The sequence below is a fragment of the Paractinoplanes hotanensis genome (genome assembly GCF_023717965.1).
In the GTDB taxonomy this organism is placed as follows: domain Bacteria; phylum Actinomycetota; class Actinomycetes; order Mycobacteriales; family Micromonosporaceae; genus Actinoplanes; species Actinoplanes polyasparticus.
This window is the reverse complement of sequence record NZ_JAMQOL010000022.1, coordinates 1-14,683: the sequence shown is the minus strand read 5'-3', so window position 1 is coordinate 14,683 and position 14,683 is coordinate 1. Positions and strand designations below refer to the sequence as shown.

At 72.9% G+C, this 14,683-nt stretch carries 15 protein-coding genes and 1 pseudogene; 4 read left to right on the top strand and 12 right to left on the bottom strand.

The features are described 5' to 3' along the window. Window positions 1-89: 89 nt before the first annotated feature. From LXN57_RS47915 to ssd, 8 genes and pseudogenes are all read right to left on the bottom strand, one after another. A pseudogene (locus LXN57_RS47915) lies at window positions 90-428 on the bottom strand (Rv3654c family TadE-like protein); the annotation flags it as partial. A 77-nt stretch (window positions 429-505) separates the two neighbouring features. Further along, on the bottom strand, window positions 506-865 hold the full coding sequence (locus tag LXN57_RS17530) for a TadE family type IV pilus minor pilin (RefSeq protein WP_251799235.1): 360 nt from the start codon (window positions 863-865) through the stop codon (window positions 506-508). After that, complete coding sequence (locus tag LXN57_RS17525) at window positions 862-990, bottom strand: DUF4244 domain-containing protein (protein WP_250002493.1); 129 nt, start codon at window positions 988-990, stop codon at window positions 862-864. Before LXN57_RS17525 ends, LXN57_RS17530 begins: the two co-directional genes overlap by 4 nt. Window positions 991-1,107: 117 nt before the next feature. After that, on the bottom strand, window positions 1,108-1,833 hold the full coding sequence (locus tag LXN57_RS17520; RefSeq protein WP_251799233.1) for a type II secretion system F family protein: 726 nt from the start codon (window positions 1,831-1,833) through the stop codon (window positions 1,108-1,110). Then, complete coding sequence (locus tag LXN57_RS17515; protein WP_251799232.1) at window positions 1,830-2,009, bottom strand: hypothetical protein; 180 nt, start codon at window positions 2,007-2,009, stop codon at window positions 1,830-1,832. Before LXN57_RS17515 ends, LXN57_RS17520 begins: the two co-directional genes overlap by 4 nt. Then, on the bottom strand, window positions 2,006-2,713 hold the full coding sequence (locus tag LXN57_RS17510) for a hypothetical protein (RefSeq protein ID WP_251799231.1): 708 nt from the start codon (window positions 2,711-2,713) through the stop codon (window positions 2,006-2,008). The genes LXN57_RS17515 and LXN57_RS17510 overlap by 4 nt, the downstream gene beginning before the upstream one ends. Then, a complete protein-coding gene (locus tag LXN57_RS17505; protein ID WP_251799230.1) occupies window positions 2,710-3,933 on the bottom strand; it encodes a TadA family conjugal transfer-associated ATPase in 1,224 nt (407 codons plus the stop codon). The genes LXN57_RS17510 and LXN57_RS17505 overlap by 4 nt, the downstream gene beginning before the upstream one ends. Continuing rightward, window positions 3,930-5,003: a septum site-determining protein Ssd gene (gene ssd, locus LXN57_RS17500; protein WP_251799229.1), complete on the bottom strand. Its 1,074-nt coding sequence runs from the start codon at window positions 5,001-5,003 to the stop codon at window positions 3,930-3,932. The genes LXN57_RS17505 and ssd overlap by 4 nt, the downstream gene beginning before the upstream one ends. A 218-nt stretch (window positions 5,004-5,221) precedes the next feature. Here ssd and LXN57_RS17495 point away from each other — a divergent pair, with 218 nt between their 5' ends. Both LXN57_RS17495 and LXN57_RS17490 read left to right on the top strand, forming a co-directional pair. Continuing rightward, window positions 5,222-5,575, top strand: a complete 354-nt coding sequence (locus LXN57_RS17495) for an STAS domain-containing protein (RefSeq protein WP_251799228.1) — start codon at window positions 5,222-5,224, stop codon at window positions 5,573-5,575. Window positions 5,576-5,920: 345 nt separating this feature from the next. After that, a complete protein-coding gene (locus LXN57_RS17490; protein ID WP_251799382.1) occupies window positions 5,921-6,730 on the top strand; it encodes an HAD family hydrolase in 810 nt (269 codons plus the stop codon). Window positions 6,731-7,095: 365 nt separating this feature from the next. Here the strand turns inward: LXN57_RS17490 and LXN57_RS17485 are convergent, their stop codons facing one another. Together LXN57_RS17485 and LXN57_RS17480 are read right to left on the bottom strand one after the other, a co-directional pair. Further along, complete coding sequence (locus tag LXN57_RS17485) at window positions 7,096-7,578, bottom strand: PH domain-containing protein (protein WP_251799227.1); 483 nt, start codon at window positions 7,576-7,578, stop codon at window positions 7,096-7,098. 68 nt (window positions 7,579-7,646) lie between these two features. Continuing rightward, the gene (locus LXN57_RS17480; protein ID WP_251799226.1) at window positions 7,647-8,378 is read right to left on the bottom strand and encodes a Fic family protein; all 732 of its coding nucleotides are present in this window, start codon (window positions 8,376-8,378) and stop codon (window positions 7,647-7,649) included. 214 nt (window positions 8,379-8,592) lie between these two features. Here LXN57_RS17480 and acs point away from each other — a divergent pair, with 214 nt between their 5' ends. Together acs and LXN57_RS17470 are read left to right on the top strand one after the other, a co-directional pair. Continuing rightward, window positions 8,593-10,578, top strand: a complete 1,986-nt coding sequence (gene acs / locus LXN57_RS17475; protein ID WP_251799225.1) for an acetate--CoA ligase — start codon at window positions 8,593-8,595, stop codon at window positions 10,576-10,578. 127 nt (window positions 10,579-10,705) lie between these two features. After that, window positions 10,706-11,629, top strand: coding sequence for an alpha/beta fold hydrolase (locus tag LXN57_RS17470; RefSeq protein ID WP_251799224.1), 924 nt, complete (start codon window positions 10,706-10,708; stop codon window positions 11,627-11,629). A gap of 33 nt (window positions 11,630-11,662) precedes the next feature. Here LXN57_RS17470 and LXN57_RS17465 read toward each other — a convergent pair whose 3' ends face one another. Both LXN57_RS17465 and LXN57_RS17460 read right to left on the bottom strand, forming a co-directional pair. Beyond that, on the bottom strand, window positions 11,663-12,028 hold the full coding sequence (locus tag LXN57_RS17465; RefSeq protein ID WP_251799223.1) for a UCP033725 family protein: 366 nt from the start codon (window positions 12,026-12,028) through the stop codon (window positions 11,663-11,665). Beyond that, window positions 12,025-14,346 (bottom strand): SseB family protein, encoded by a 2,322-nt coding sequence (locus tag LXN57_RS17460; protein WP_251799381.1) that lies wholly within the window; start codon window positions 14,344-14,346, stop codon window positions 12,025-12,027. Before LXN57_RS17460 ends, LXN57_RS17465 begins: the two co-directional genes overlap by 4 nt. Window positions 14,347-14,683 lie beyond the last annotated feature (337 nt).

The window sequence follows — 14,683 nt, the reverse complement described above, 5'->3', positions numbered from 1 at the left end:
CTGTCGGCCCGCTCGTAGAACTCCCGCCGTGCCTCGGCCGGCGCCTCGAGCAGCGTGGTCGGTGGGAGGGCGGAGACCGGGCCGGCGCGGGCCGTGGCAACAGCGTGGCGGCCGAGGCCGGGCAGAGCGACCTCGGCCCGCACCACGATCTCGAGGTCGTCGACGACGCACGACGCCATGCGGCCGTGGTTGGCTGCGACGAACTGCCCGGCCCGCGCGCACGCGACCTCCGCTCCGTACACGGCCTTCGCCGCGCCCGCCAACGCTCCCAGGTCGGCGGCAGTCCGAGCCTGGTGCCGGCCAACGCGCGCCGTCCCGACGCCGGCCGCCGCCACGCCGGCCACGGTGAGGAACAGCCCGAAGGCCAGCACGAGGATCGTCGCCGCGCCCCGGTCCCGCCCAGCCGGGCCGACGGCCGACGGCCTCACGGAATGCTGTTCTGGGGCGTCATCGGCGCCGTGGTCTGCCTCGAGTTCGCGCGCCGCCAGGCAAACGGCCGACGGCCTCACGGAATCGCCTCGGGTTCCCGCGCTGCCGTTGCCGTGCCCTCGACGGTGATCGCCGGCAGGTTGGCGCCCAGCACCCGCAGCCGGGCCCGCACCCGGGCCGTCACGATGTCGGCGTCGCCCCCGATGCCGACCTCGGCGCCAGGTGGAGCGACCCGCGCGCCCTCCGCGGCGCCCGAACCGCCGCGGGCCTCGGCCAGGGCGGCCTCACGGGCGGCGTCCAGGCACTGGCCCTTGGCGGCCACCGCGGAGACCGCCGTCAGGCCGGTCATCAGCAGCAGCATCAGCGCCGGCAGCCCGGCCGCGAGCTCGGCCGTGAACGCTCCCCGGTCGCGGCCGGGCCACCGGCGCCCGGTCACTTCAGCGCCCGGTCGATGACCGCGTCCAGCGCACCCGCGACACCGGTGCTGGTCACGACCTTGTAGAGCACTCCGGCGAACGCGACAGCGGCCAGGGTGCCGACGGCGTACTCGGCCGTGTTCATGCCTGCGTCGGCAGCCTCGGCCCGCAGCCGGGCGAAGTTCGCGATGAGTTTGCGCACGTGGTTCTCCTTCGGTTGGGGATGACGACCGGCCCGCGGCCGGTCCTGGTGGCCCACGGGTCAGAGGACGTCCCCGAGGACCGCGATCAGCACCGGGACGAGTCCGGCCAGTAGGAAAGCGGGCAGGAAGCACAGCCCGAGCGGCAGCACGATGAGCACGCCGGCCCGCTGCGCCGCCGCCTCGACCGCGACCGTCCGGTCGGCACGCAGGTCGTCCGCGAGCCGCCCGAGGGCGCCGGCCAGCGCGCCGCCGCTCGCGCTGGTGCGCACGGCCGCCGCGATCAGCCGGTCGGCGCCGGGGACCTCGGCCAGGTGCGCCCAGGCCTCGGCCGGCGCGGCGCCGAGAGTGAGCGACCGCGCGGTGCGGCTGAGCCTGGTCGCCAGCGGCCCGTCGAGCGCGTCGGCCACTGCCGCGGCCGCCCCGTCGACCGGAGCGCCGGCCCGCAGCGCAGCCGCCAGCAGGTCGGCGCCGAGGGGCAGGTCGGCCGCGGCGGCCCGGCGTTCCTGCCGTACGCGGGCAGGCTCGCGCCGTCGCAGAAGGCGTTCCGCCCCCACCCCGGCGATCACTCCGGCCAGACAGCCCCACCAGGTGCCGAAGAACCCGGCCACCGCCAGCCCGCCCACCACGGCCAGCAGGACGCGGGTCCGGCGGCCATCCGGTTCAACCGTGCCCGGCGAGGACAGGACGGCCCGGAGCCGAGCCAGCCGCCGGCGCACCGCCCGCCCACCGGCCACCGGCGCCACCACCAACGCCAGCCCCGCCACCACAAGCAGCAGGGCCGTCATGACGCGCCCGCCTGCTCGGCCACGGGCACGCGCTCGTCGTCTGCCGGCAGCGGCGGGCAGCCTCGACCGCCACCGCGCCCGCCGACCAGAAGCGCAGCCACACAACAGGCCCGCAACGGCACCTGCCCCGGCCGGCCCGCCCGCAGAAACTCCACCAGCGCACAGGTCGCGCTCATCGGGTCACCCCACCAACCAGGCGCTCGGACCAGAGCAGCCCGGCCGCCTGGAGCGCGACCGCGGCCACCCCACAGGCCGCACCCAGCGGCGTACGCAGCAGCACGTGGAAGGGATCGGCGCCCATCAGCACGCCCAGCCCGAGACCCGCGAGCGGCAACGCGGCCAGCAGCATCGAGGTCGCCTGAGCACCGGCGGCCTGGGCCGCGGCCGAGGCGCCGGCCCGGTCGGCCGCCCGCGCGTCGGCCTCGATCCGCTCGACCAGGTCGGCGGCCGGCGCCCCGGTCCGCTCGGCGAGGCGCCACACCGAATTCGTGAGCCGCCGCAGCCGGTCGCCCGAGTCGCTCCGGGCCTCGGCCGGCGGCAGACCCGCCCGCAGATCCGCAGCCAGGGCAGCCAGCGCATCCAGCGCGGCCGACCGCGCGATCGCCGCCTGCCGGCGGTTGGCCCGCCGCACCAGGGCCCGCCCGCCGAGCCCCGCGTACGCACCGGCGATCACTCCGGCCACCGGCCCGCCCAGGAGCAGGCCCAGCACCGCGGCCAGGGCTACGCCACCGGCCAGCGCCTGCCTCGGAGCCGCTGCGGCGAACGCGACGACCCGCCGTCCGAGCGCCACCACCGACGCCCGCGGCACCGCCCGGAACCGGCTCACCGGCAGGACGACCACCAGCGCGCCCGCCACGAGCAGCAACGACGCCCAGATCACGGCGTCACCACCGGCGGCCGCAGGACGGCCGGGGCGGTCACCCCGCGAACGGCCAGCATCCTGGCCAGCGCCGTCGCGCCAGGACCAGCCCCGTGCCGGCGCCGCCAGGCCGGCACCACCGTCGCCAGCCGATCCTCGCCGGCCGGCAGCAGCACGCTGACCGATTCCAGGACGCGCCCCCGGTCGGTCCGCCGGACCTGGAGCACCACCTGCAGCGCCGCCACCACCTGGGCGTGCAGCGCTGCCCGGGGCAGCCCACCGAGCAACCCGAGCGCCTCGAGCCGGGCCGGGACGTCGGCCGGAGCGTTCGCGTGCAGCGTGCCCGCGCCCCCGTCGTGGCCGGTGTTGAGCGCGCCGAGCAGGTCGACGATCTCGGCGCCCCGGCACTCCCCCACGATCAGCCGGTCGGGCCGCATCCGCAGCGCCTGCCGCACCAGATCGGTCAGCCCGATCGCGCCCGCCCCCTCGACGTTCGCGGTGCGGGCCTGCAGGGCAACCACGTGCGGGTGCAGCGGCCGCAGCTCGGCCGCGTCCTCGACCAGCACGATCCGCTCGGTCGGCGGCACCATGCCTAGCAGCGTGGCCAGCAGCGTCGTCTTGCCGCTGCCGGTGCCGCCGGTGACCAGGTAGGCCAGCCGGGCGGCGACGATCGCGGCCAGCACGGGAGCGATCGTGGGCGGGACCGTGCCGTGTTCGACCAGGTCTTCCAGGCGGAACGGCCGGTGGCGGAAGGTGCGCAGCGACAGGTACGGCCCGTCGGTCGCCACCGGGGGCAGAACGGCGTGCAGGCGGGTGCCGTCGGGCAGGCGTGCATCCGCGTACGGCTGACCGTCGTCGAGTCGGCGCCCGCACGCTGCCGCGAGCCGCTGGGCCAGTCGCCGCACCTCTTCGTGGTCGCCGAGCACGATCGGCGCCCGTTGCAGTCCCGCGCCCCGGTCGACCCAGACCGCCCGGCCGTTGACGAGCACGTCGGTCACGTCCGGGTCGGCGAGCAGCGGCGCCAGCGGCCCGGCTCCGACGAGCTGGTCGTGCACCCGGTCGGCCAGCCGCAGCACTGCCGTGTCACCGAGCACCGCAGCGCCCGGCTCACTGCGGACAGCCTGCACCACGGCCGCCGGGGTGGCCTCCACACCGTCGACCGCGAAGCGGTGGCGCACCCGGTCGGCGACCGACGGCGCCGCCGCGGACAGGCGGCTGCCGAGCCCTGCGTACGCCGTCATGCCGCCGCCACCAAGGCCGCGTCACGCATCAGGTCGCTCAGCACCCGCCGGCACAGCCGCGCCAGCGGCCCCTTGCCGTCGGCCGTGGGCGGCATGCCGTGTTCGATCCGCTGGGCGATCGCCGGTTCGGGCCGCAGCGTGCCGATCAGCGGCAACCCGAGCGCGGAAGCAATGTCGCGCGCCCGCAATCGGCCCGGCGCCGGACCGCGGACCACCAGGGACAGCTCGTCGCGGTGGGCCCGCACCATTCCGGCGACCCGGGCTGCCGCTGCTGAGGCGCGAACCTCAGCCGGGACGATCAGCACGGCATGGTCGGCGCACTCGAGCGCGAGCACCCCGGCGTCGTCGAGCCGGCGGGGCAGATCGACGACGATCACCTCACGGGCCCGGCGGCCGGCGTCGATGGTCGCGGCCATCGCCTCGGCGGGCAGCTCCGGCGAGGCGTCCCGGTCGAACGAGAGCAACACCAGATCGCCGTCGCGGGGCAGCGCCCCGAGCAGGCTGGGCGGGTCGACACGGCCGCCGGCCTCGGCCAGCGCCGACCAGCGCAGACCGTCCCGGCGCTCCCAGCCGAACATCATGTCGAGACCGCCGCCGATCGGGTCGGCGTCGATCAGCAGGGTGCGGCGTTGGCTTCGGGCCGCGGTCACGGCGAGGCCCGCGGCGAGAGTGCTGGCACCGGCGCCGCCCCGGCCGCCGATGACCGCCAGCACCCGGCCCACCGGCTGATCGAGTTGCTCGGCGAAGCGCTCCACCACCCAGGATTCGGCGGTGGGCAGCTCGGCGATGTGCTCGACGCCGTACGCGTTGGCGGCCCGCCACAGCGGTTCGGCGACCTCGCCGTGGCCCACCACCGCCACCCGGGAGCGGCGTGGCAACCGAGCCCGCAGGCAGGCTTCCAGCTGGTCGGCGCCGATCAGGACGAGGGAGGCGGCGCCGTAGCGCGGGCGGGCGGCGGCCGGATCGGGCGCCACGTCGACCTTGGTGCCGCCGGCCGCGGCGAGCCGCAGCAGGTCGTCGAGCAGGTCGGGGTCGGCAGTGACGACGAGGGGAAGGCGGGCAGCGGGCATCGGTGGTCTCCAGCGCTCGGGTGGCAGCGGGTGAGGCGCCCACCTTCGCGGCCGGGGCATCCGGCGGCCAGGCCCGACGACGCCGGCTGTGGACAAGCCGCCCACCTGTGGATATCCCCTGCTCGTGGAGTGGATCTGCTATCGGGACGGCCATCGGGAAGAGTGGAAGCAGCGGCGGTTGGGTATGTTGATGGCCGACACGAACCGATGGGGTTGGCATGGACAGTTCGATCACCCGCTCGCTCGACGCCGACGGCGTTGCCGTGGTGGCCGTCGAGGGCGAGATCGATTTCTCGAATGCGGACGAACTGGCCGACTGTGTCCGTGCTGCCGTGACCGAGTGGTCCCCGCCGATGGTGCGGGTCGACCTGCGCGGCGCGCGCTTCATCGACTCCACCGGTCTGGGCGCGCTGATCGAGGGCTACCGCGCGGCGCTCGGGATCGAGGCCCGGTTCCTCGTCGTCAACCCGACTCCGGCGTTCCGCCGTGTACTCGACGTGACCGGACTCTGCGACTTCTTCGGCCTGGGCGACGTGGTCGAAGCCGAGCCGACGCGGGCCACCGGCGCCTGATCATCGACTCCTGATCGCCGACGCCGGAAAGGGAACGACCCCCGTCGGGGGAGACGGGGGCCGTCCGAGGATTCGGCTCCGGGGGGGTCGAGCCGAATCGACTCGGTGATCGCGGGGGGCGCAATCACCGAGGGTTCCACTGAGTGCTTCAAGTAGTGGTTCGCGACGGGTCACAACATGAATCCCGGTCGCAACAGCACAAGCATGCCTCACAGAAGCAGCACAGTCGAGTACTGATTGTCGCTCGCTGCGATACTGCTGCCCGTCTGACCGATTTCACTGCGAGTCACGGCCGGTCCCGATCGACGCGCCGGGGACGACCGAGATGAACCACTTGCGACTACACTGCGGCGCGTGGGCCCGAGCGCCGCGTTTTTCGACCTCGACAAGACCGTCATCGCCAAGTCCAGCGCGTTGGCTTTCGGACGGCCGTTCTACCGTGACGGCCTGATCAGCCGTCGTGACATGGTCAAATCCGCTTACGCACAGCTGATGTTCCGGCTCGGTGGCGGATCCGACGAGCAGGCCATGGCGCGCACCCGCGACTACCTGGCGGCCCTCTGCAAGGGCTGGCGGGTCGAGCAGGTGCAACAGATCGTGGCCGAGACTCTCGAGGAACTGATCAACCCCTACGTGTACGCCGAGGCGGCCACCCTGATCGCCGAGCACCAGGCGGCGGGGCGCGACGTCGTGCTGGTCTCGGCCTCGGGCGACGAGATGGTCCGCCCGATCGGCGCGCTGCTCGGCATCACCGACATCATCGCCACGCGCATGGGCATCGTCGACGGCCGCTACAGCGGCGAGGTCGAGTTCTACGCGGCCGGCCCCAGCAAGGTGGTCGGCGTGCGCGAGCTGGCCGCCGAGCGCGGCTACGAACTGGCCGACTGCTACGCCTACTCCGATTCCAGCAGCGACCTTCCCCTGCTCGAGGCGGTGGGCCATCCCAGCGCGGTCAACCCCGACCGGGCGCTGCGCCGCGCCGCGATCGAGAACAAGTGGCCGGTTCTCGAGTTCCGGCACCCGATCCCGCTGAGCCGCCGTCTGCGCGATCGGCCGGCCGTGCCGGTGGCCGCGGCCGCCCTGAGCGTGGGCGTCGGCGCGGTCATCGGTTTCGCCATCTACGCCCGTCATCGCCGCACCCGCACACCTGCCTGAGCAGGTCCTGCCCGGCGGCAATGAGCAGCGCGAATGGCTTTGGTCTGACTAATGCGGAAAGTGAGATTTGCCGGGCCGAAGCTCTGGCGATCATGCCACGACGGGCGTAGAAAGAACTGGCGAGGATCGAAGCGGAAGGGGCGGGATTACCTGCCGATTCGGCATCGATTTTCGTGCATGGCCACCGGGAACCCACGCGCGATCAGCCACGGCAGGCACGTTGCGGCGGGACCGCGGCCCCCTAGGCTCCATTTGAGGAGCCGTGAGGCTGTGGACTGTCGACAACGACCCAGGTGCACGCTTGATAACCCGGTTCGGACGCGCAGCAGCCGGCGCCCCATCGCGGGACGCCGGCTCTAGATTTTCTAACTCTGGGCTCTGCGGCCCGCGGCCAGGTGGCGGGTGCGCAGCTCGTGATAGACGGCCCGGAAGAGCTTCGGCCGGGAGTGGAAGTCGACCCCCTGCGCCCACAGTTCTGTGTTCACCGTCGAGCCGTCACGCCGTTCAATGAGCACGGTGAGGCCGCTCGGGATCCGGAACGGGCCGATCCGATGGCTCGCCTCGTGCAGGTGGACGTGGGCGATCTCGGCCCAGGCCATGGTGCGGGAACGCAGCAGGCCGTGGATGCGCACGCCGCCGGCGCCGACGTAGGCGCCCATCTGCAGGATGCGGTGGGTGCCGATCACCCACACGGCGGCCAGCGCGCACGCCAGCAGGCGCAGGCCGTGGTTGTTCAGCTCGAACGTCTCGATCGACGTCCAGCCCAGTAGGGCCAGCGCGAAGGCTTCCCAGCCGATGATCAGCCAGCGTCCGGTGCCGGGCGTGTACGGGCGCGTCCAGGACTCCACGTGTGGAAGTGTAGAAACCCCTGATCACGGATTGTGCTGTTCGCACATACACACAGTCCGACGACCCGTCATACCGTCGCCAGCACGTCGTCCCCTATCTTGGTGATCTCATCGGCGGCGGCGGTGACCGCGGCAGCGTAGTGACGCAGCCAGGAGCGGACCCCGTCGGGGGTGCCGGTGGCATAGGCGCCGGCCGAGCCCACGTACTCCGGCTCGCGCACCTGATGCCCGACCTCGACCGCAACCAGGCCCCGCGGGTCGAGCCCACGACTGATCATGGTGAGCCGGGCGGCCGCGCGGGCGACGACACCGGCCGGGCCGGCGAACGGTCGCAGCGTCAGAAGCTCGGCATGCACGATCGCGGCGAGCAGCAGCGGGGGCGTACGGTCGTTGCCCGCGACCAGACCGGCCAGCATGTCGATGCGGTCGGCGTCCCCGGTGAGCCGTCCCAGGTCCGACGACGGCACGGCGCCCCGCGCGGCGAGGACGTGCAGCTTGGCGAGCACCTGACGGGGCGCGCGGGGCCAGAGGTCGACCAGGCCGCCGACGCCCTCGGCGACCCGCAACGCGCCCTGCACGACCGGATCGGTGACCGTTCCGGCCCGTACGTCGTCGAGCTCGTGGACGTTGCCCTCGAGCGCGGCACTGGCCACGGCTGCTCGCAGACTCGCCTCGGCCGCGACCTGGCCACCGTGCCGGCGTAGAGCGCGGTGGCGCATGGCGGCGTCGACGCGGTCGCGGGCGGCAGTGAGCGCGGGCGCGACATCGGCAAGATCAAGAAGGGGCGCTAGCGGATCCACGGGAACACCGTAGCCGGTAAACCGGGCGAAACGTGGGGTGCGCAAACAGGCTCACAAATGGCAAGATTCGCGCAGGAACAAGCACCTGTTGGTCATCCGGCGCGACCACGACGCCATCTGGCGCGCAGTTATCCACAGGTGTCGCCGGTATCCACCGGCGCAACTAGTGTGCAACGAAGAAGCCCGGGTCAGCAGTGAAAGAGGAGCCGCCCTCATGAGCGAGACATTGGCGAACTTGTCATCGGAGAGCCGACAGTTCCCGCCGCCCGAAGCGCTGGCCGCGGCCGCCAATGTGAAGGCGGCCGCGTACGAAGAAGCTGCCGGCGACCGCCTGGCGTTCTGGGCGACGCAGGCCGACCGGCTCACCTGGGCCAAGAAGTGGGACCAGGTGCTCGACTGGTCGAACCCGCCGTTCGCGAAGTGGTTCGTCGGCGGCGAGCTCAACATCGCCTACAACTGCGTCGACCGGCACGTCGAGGCCGGCCGGGGCGACCGGGTCGCCATCCACTGGGAGGGCGAGCCGGGCGACACCCGCACCATCACGTACGCCGAACTGCTCAAGCTGGTCAGCCAGGCCGCCAACACGCTGACCGACCTCGGGGTCGGCGCCGGCGACCGGGTCGCGATCTACATGCCGATGATTCCCGAGGCGGCGGTCGCGATGCTGGCCTGCGCCCGGGTCGGCGCGACCCACAGCGTCGTCTTCGGCGGATTCTCGGTCTCCGCGCTCTCGACCCGCATCCAGGATGCCGACGCCAAGCTGGTCATCACCGCCGACGGCGGGTACCGGCGCGGCAAGCCGTCGGCGCTCAAGCCCACCGTCGACGAGGCGGTCGCGGAATGCCCCAGCATCGAGAACGTGCTCGTCGTGCGCCGCACCGGGCAGGACGTGGCGTGGACCGACAAGGACAAGTGGTGGCACGAGACCGTCGAGCAGGCCAGCCCCGAGCACAAGGCGCAGGCGTTCGACGCCGAGCACCCGCTGTTCATCCTCTACACCTCGGGCACGACCGGTAAGCCGAAGGGCATCCTGCACACCACCGGCGGCTACCTCACCCAGGTGTCGTACACGCACAACGCGGTCTTCGACCTCAAGCCGGACACCGACGTCTACTGGTGTACGGCCGACATCGGCTGGGTCACCGGCCACTCCTACATCGTCTACGGCCCGCTCTCCAACGGCGCCACCCAGGTGATGTACGAGGGCACGCCCGACACCCCGGGCCGCGACCGGTTCTGGCAGATCGTCGACAAGTACAAGGTGTCGATCCTCTACACCGCCCCGACGCTGATCCGCACGATGATGAAGTGGGGCGACGACATCCCCGCCGGCTTCGACCTGTCGTCGCTGCGGGTGCTCGGCAGCGTCGGCGAGCCGATCAACCCCGAGGCCTGGATGTGGTACCGGGAGAACATCGGCCGCAACCGGACCCCCATTGTGGACACCTGGTGGCAGACCGAGACCGGTGGCGTCATGATCTCGCCGCTGCCCGGCGTGACCGCGACCAAGCCCGGCTCGGCCATGACCCCGCTGCCCGGAATCACCGCCGACGTGGTCGACGACCAGGCGCAGTCGGTGCCGAACGGAGGCGGCGGCTTCCTGGTGCTGCGCGACCCGTGGCCGTCGATGCTGCGCACCATCTGGGGTGACGACAAGCGGTTCCTCGACACGTACTGGTCGCGCTTCGGCGCCGGCGCGGGCACGGGCGACGAGTGGATCTACTTCGCCGGTGACGGCGCCAAGAAGGACGACGACGGCGCGCTCTGGCTGCTCGGCCGGGTCGACGACGTGATGCTCGTGTCGGGCCACAACATCTCGACCACCGAGGTCGAGTCGGCGCTGGTCTCGCACCCGTCGGTGGCCGAGGCGGCCGTGGTCGGTGCGACCGACCCGACCACCGGCCAGGCGATCGTCGCGTTCGTGATCCCGCGTGGAAACGTGGACACCGAGGGCGACGTGGGTGACCAGCTCACCGTCGACCTGCGCAACCACGTGGCCAAGACGCTCGGACCGATCGCCAAGCCCCGTCAGATCATGCTCGTGCCCGAGCTGCCGAAGACCCGCTCCGGCAAGATCATGCGGCGGCTGCTCAAGGACGTGGCCGAGCGCCGCTCGCTGGGTGACGTCACCACGCTGCAGGACTCCGCGGTGATGGATCTGATCTCCGCCGGCATGAAGACGGGCAAGTCCGAGGACTGACCCTGACCGTCGCGGCGTCTCTTCCCCGGGAGGAGACGCCGCTCTTCCCCCGGAGGAGACGCCGCGTCGACGGGAAGTAACCAGGCACACTCGGACCGGCTCGCTTCCAGCGCCTACGCTGAAGGGTATGGGCGGTCGGGTTGACGAGTCGTGCGTGCTGATGGACGGGCCGTGGACCCATCGATTCGTCGGGGCCAACGGCAGCCGGTTCCATGTCGTCGAGGCCGGCACCGGGCCGCTCGTGTTGTTCCTGCACGGCTTTCCCGAGTTCTGGTGGGCCTGGCACGACATCCTGCCCCGCATCGCCGACGCGGGCTTCCGGGCGGTCGCGATCGACCTGCGCGGCTACGGCGCGAGCGACAAACCGCCGCGGGGCTACGACGGCTACACGATGGCGGCCGACGTCACCGGGCTGATCCGGGCGCTCGGCGAGCGGAACGCGACCATCGTCGGCGCCGGTGCGGGCGGCATGATCGGCTGGGCCGCGGCCGCGTTCCACCCGAAGCTGGTCAACCGCCTGGTCGTGCTGGGTGCGGCCCATCCGTTGCGGTTACGGGCGGCGCTCTTCGCCGACCCCCGCGGCCAGTTCGCGGCCTCGTCCAGCGCGCTGCGGTTCCAGGTGCCGCGCTACGAACACGTGCTGACCCGCGATGACGCGGGGCTGGTGGGCGAGCTGATGACCCGCTGGACCAGTCCTCAGTGGAGAGAAACGCCCGAGTTCGCCGACTACGTGGCCCGCTGCCGCGAGGCCATGCAGATACCGCAGGCGGCGTTCTGCGCCCTCGAGGCCTACCGCTGGGTGTTCCGCAGTGCGATCCGCCTGCAGGGCTATCGCTTCGTGAAGCTCATGCAACGCCCGCTGATCACGCCCACCCTGCAACTGCACGGTGAACTCGACACCGCCACGCTCCCCCGCACGGCTCAGGGCTCGGGGCGTTACGTTCTCGCACCGTACGAATGGCGGCTGATCCCCGAGGCCGGCCACTTCCTGCACCAGGAGGCCACCGACGTGGTCACCGGCGAGGTCCTCCGCTGGCTCAAGACCAACTGACGGCCGTACGAGACCAACTGACGGCCGTACGAGCTAAATGCGCTGCTCGCTGAGGTCGGAAACCTCGTGCAGGGGCGCCCAGCCCTGATAGACGCCGAAGTCGAACTCTTCGAGGCCGAGCTGGCGGGCGATCGGGGAACGGCCGCCCGCGTACTCCACACGCAGCCAGGAATCGGCCTCGGCGAGCACGATGAACGGCGCTCCGCGCCAGGTGCACGTGGTACGTACGTAGATCAGCTCGTCGTACTCCTCGGGCGTCAGCACCCGCACGTAGCGGCCGGGGCGCACCTCGTCGAAGCCGTCGACCGGATCGGTGTGATAGATCCGGACGTTGTCGCCGTCGGGCGAGGCGTCGTACTCCCGCCCCTGCCAGGCCACCACGTAGCCGTCCCGCATCACTGCTCACCCACCCGTCGCCACGTCGGGCCGTCGTTGTCGAAGATGGCGACCATGCGCTCCGCGCCGTCGGCGTCCATCCGCCACAGCTGAGCGCCGTGCGGCAGGCGCACACTGTCCACCTTGAACTCAGCGATGACGTCCCGACCCTCGCCGGGCGCGAAACCGTTGCCGCGGAACGGCGAACGCTCGATCACCCAGCCGTCCATCGCCTTCAGCGCCTGCTCGTTCTGCCCGCCGTAGGGGATGCGATAGAGGCTCGGACGGTACGCGGGCCAGCGCAGGACATACGCCTCCTTGGCGTCCGCCTGGTGCGGCGAGCCGTCGTAGCTCAAGCCCAGAGCGCCGAGAAGTTCCGCGGGCGTACGGAGGTGTTCCACCTCGGTCGCGCGGTGGACGAAGCCGGCCACGCGGTCGTAACCGCGCTCCAGGTAGTAGTCGACCTGCTCCGGCGGGAGCGTCTTCTGCATGACCGTGGCGTGCTGCGCGTCGTCGCTGGCCGGCTCGGGCGCGGGCACCGGGACGGCGTCGTCGGCCGGGCTTTCCGGGTCGAGGCCCAAACCGGATTCCGCGGCCCAGCTGGCGAGGGCGATGACCTGCGGGCCGGGGTACTTGGCGCCGATCGGGCCGTCCGGGTTGACCGCGAACGACCAGGCCGGATCGGGCCAGTTGCGGATCAGCTCGTAGAACCGGACCCCGACCGTGCGGGTCGGCTCCGAGTAGTGCTCGGCCAGCCTGTCCTTGCTCGTGAAGACGACCAGGAACGTCTCCCCGTCCACCTGCTCGGTGCGGAACGCGAAGCCCGACTCGCCGGGTGAGCTGCCGGGGCGCGAGTGGTTGGCCACCGGCACGAGGACGGTAGCGAGCAGCAGCGTGGACAGGTAGGCGTCGGTGCTGTGGCCGCCGGCGGCGTCGAAAAGATCCCGCTCGACGTCGTTGGCCGGGACGAAGTTGTCAACCGGCGGGGGCAGCGCGGGAGCGGCCCGGGTCTCGAGCGGCGGGAGCGCCTCGAACCCGCCCTGGCCGCCGGGCCGGGCCGGGCGGTCGTTACCGGGCGAGCCGGGGATCACCGGCGGGGCCACCGACTGCGGAGAGGCCTCGGAGCGTGTCTGGAACGCCGGGAACGACGTCATGTCCGGACGCTCGGCCGCCGAGGTGGCCTGGCGGCGTGGCAGCGGGGTGCCGAAGCCGGGGCTCGGCTGAGCCTGCATCGGCGGCGAAGCGGGAGCCGGAGCCGGGGGCGCCGAGATAGGTGGCATCGCGGGCGGCGGCGTGTGCTGGGCAGCGGCAGCCTGCGGAGAGGCCGGGCCTTGCGGAAAGCCCGCGGGCTGGCGGCCCTCGGCGGACTGGCGGCGGGGCAGGTCGCCGAGTGCGCCGGAGGGAGCGCCGGTCGCGCCCGACCAACTCGGGTTGAACGGCGTCTCGTCGGGGTTGTGCGGCGTGATGTGCTCGGGCACCGGCGGCGTCTGCGCCATCGGAGTGCGAACTGGCAGCGGGCCGCTCGGCATCTGGAGGGCGCCACGCGGGTCTTCGCCGGGCGTTGGAGACGGGCGCGTGCTCATCGGCGGCGCCGACGACACGGGCGGCACCGACGGCGTCTGGTAGGCCGGCGGGACGGCGACCGGCGACGGCGGCTGGTAGGCGGCGGGCACGGCCGGGCCGGAGGCCGGAGTTGCGCCCGGCCCACGAACCGGCAGGCCGTTCGGCGCGCCATTGGGCATGGCGGTTCCGGGCGTACGGAGGGGGAGACCGCCGGGGCCGGTCGGCTCCGGGACGGGCTGAGGCTGCCCGAATCCGTCCGGGCGGCCGGGCGAGGCCGGACTGGTGGGCTGACCATACGCCGGGGGCGCGGACGCGGGACGGCCGGAAGCCGGCGGTGCGCTCACGGACTGGCCGTAGGCGGGAGGCGTACTCGCGGGCTGACCGTACGCAGGGGGCGTACTCGCGGGCTGACCGTACGCGGGAGGAGCACTCGCGGGCTGACCGTACGCGGGAGGAGCACTCGCGGGGCGGCCGTAGGGCGCGGGTGGGGCGCTCGCGGGGCGGTTGGTGGCCGGCGGGGCGCTGGCCGGCGCGTTCGCCGCGGGCTGGCCGTAGGCGGGCGACGGCGACCGGGCGGGCAGACCGTCGGTGGACGACGGCATGCGTGCCGGCAAGGCGTCCGCAGCCGACGGCGACCGGGTCGGCAGGCCGCCGGCAGCCGAGGGCGACCGGGTCGGCAGCGCATCGGCGATCGACGGCGTACGGGCGGGAAGAGCATCCGTTGCCGAGGGCGTCCGGGTGGGTAGGGCGTCCGCGGCCGAGGGGGCGCGGGTCGGCAGGCGGCCGGGGCCGGACGGCGTACGGGCGGCGAGCCCGTCAGCGGCCGACGGTGTGCGCGCGGGCAGGCTGTCGGGCCCCGCCGGCGTACGGGCTGGCAGCGTGTCAGCGGGCGGCTGGCCCGCCGGCTGGACGTACGCGCCACCGTAAGTATTCGCGGCGGCCTGGCCGTAGGCCGCGGGCGCGGCCGGACCCTGCTGGCCGTAAATCGCAGGGGCGGATGAATCCGGGGCCTGCTGACCGTACGGCGCCGGCGAAGCCGGAGACTGCTGACCGTACGGCGCCGGCGAAGCCGGAGACTGCTGACCGTACGGCGCGGGTGAGGCCGGAGTCTGCTGA

Excerpts from the sequence above, each read along its gene's own strand:
- LXN57_RS17525 (WP_250002493.1), bottom strand. The coding sequence starts at position 990 with ATGAACACGGCCGAGTACGCCGTCGGCACCCTGGCCGCTGTCGCGTTC.
- LXN57_RS17520 (WP_251799233.1), bottom strand. The coding sequence starts at position 1,833 with ATGACGGCCCTGCTGCTTGTGGTGGCGGGGCTGGCGTTGGTGGTGGCG.
- LXN57_RS17515 (WP_251799232.1), bottom strand. The coding sequence starts at position 2,009 with ATGAGCGCGACCTGTGCGCTGGTGGAGTTTCTGCGGGCGGGCCGGCCG.
- LXN57_RS17505 (WP_251799230.1), bottom strand. The coding sequence starts at position 3,933 with ATGACGGCGTACGCAGGGCTCGGCAGCCGCCTGTCCGCGGCGGCGCCG.
- ssd (WP_251799229.1), bottom strand. The coding sequence starts at position 5,003 with ATGCCCGCTGCCCGCCTTCCCCTCGTCGTCACTGCCGACCCCGACCTG.
- LXN57_RS17495 (WP_251799228.1), top strand. The coding sequence starts at position 5,222 with ATGGACAGTTCGATCACCCGCTCGCTCGACGCCGACGGCGTTGCCGTG.
- acs (WP_251799225.1), top strand. The coding sequence starts at position 8,593 with ATGAGCGAGACATTGGCGAACTTGTCATCGGAGAGCCGACAGTTCCCG.
- LXN57_RS17470 (WP_251799224.1), top strand. The coding sequence starts at position 10,706 with ATGGGCGGTCGGGTTGACGAGTCGTGCGTGCTGATGGACGGGCCGTGG.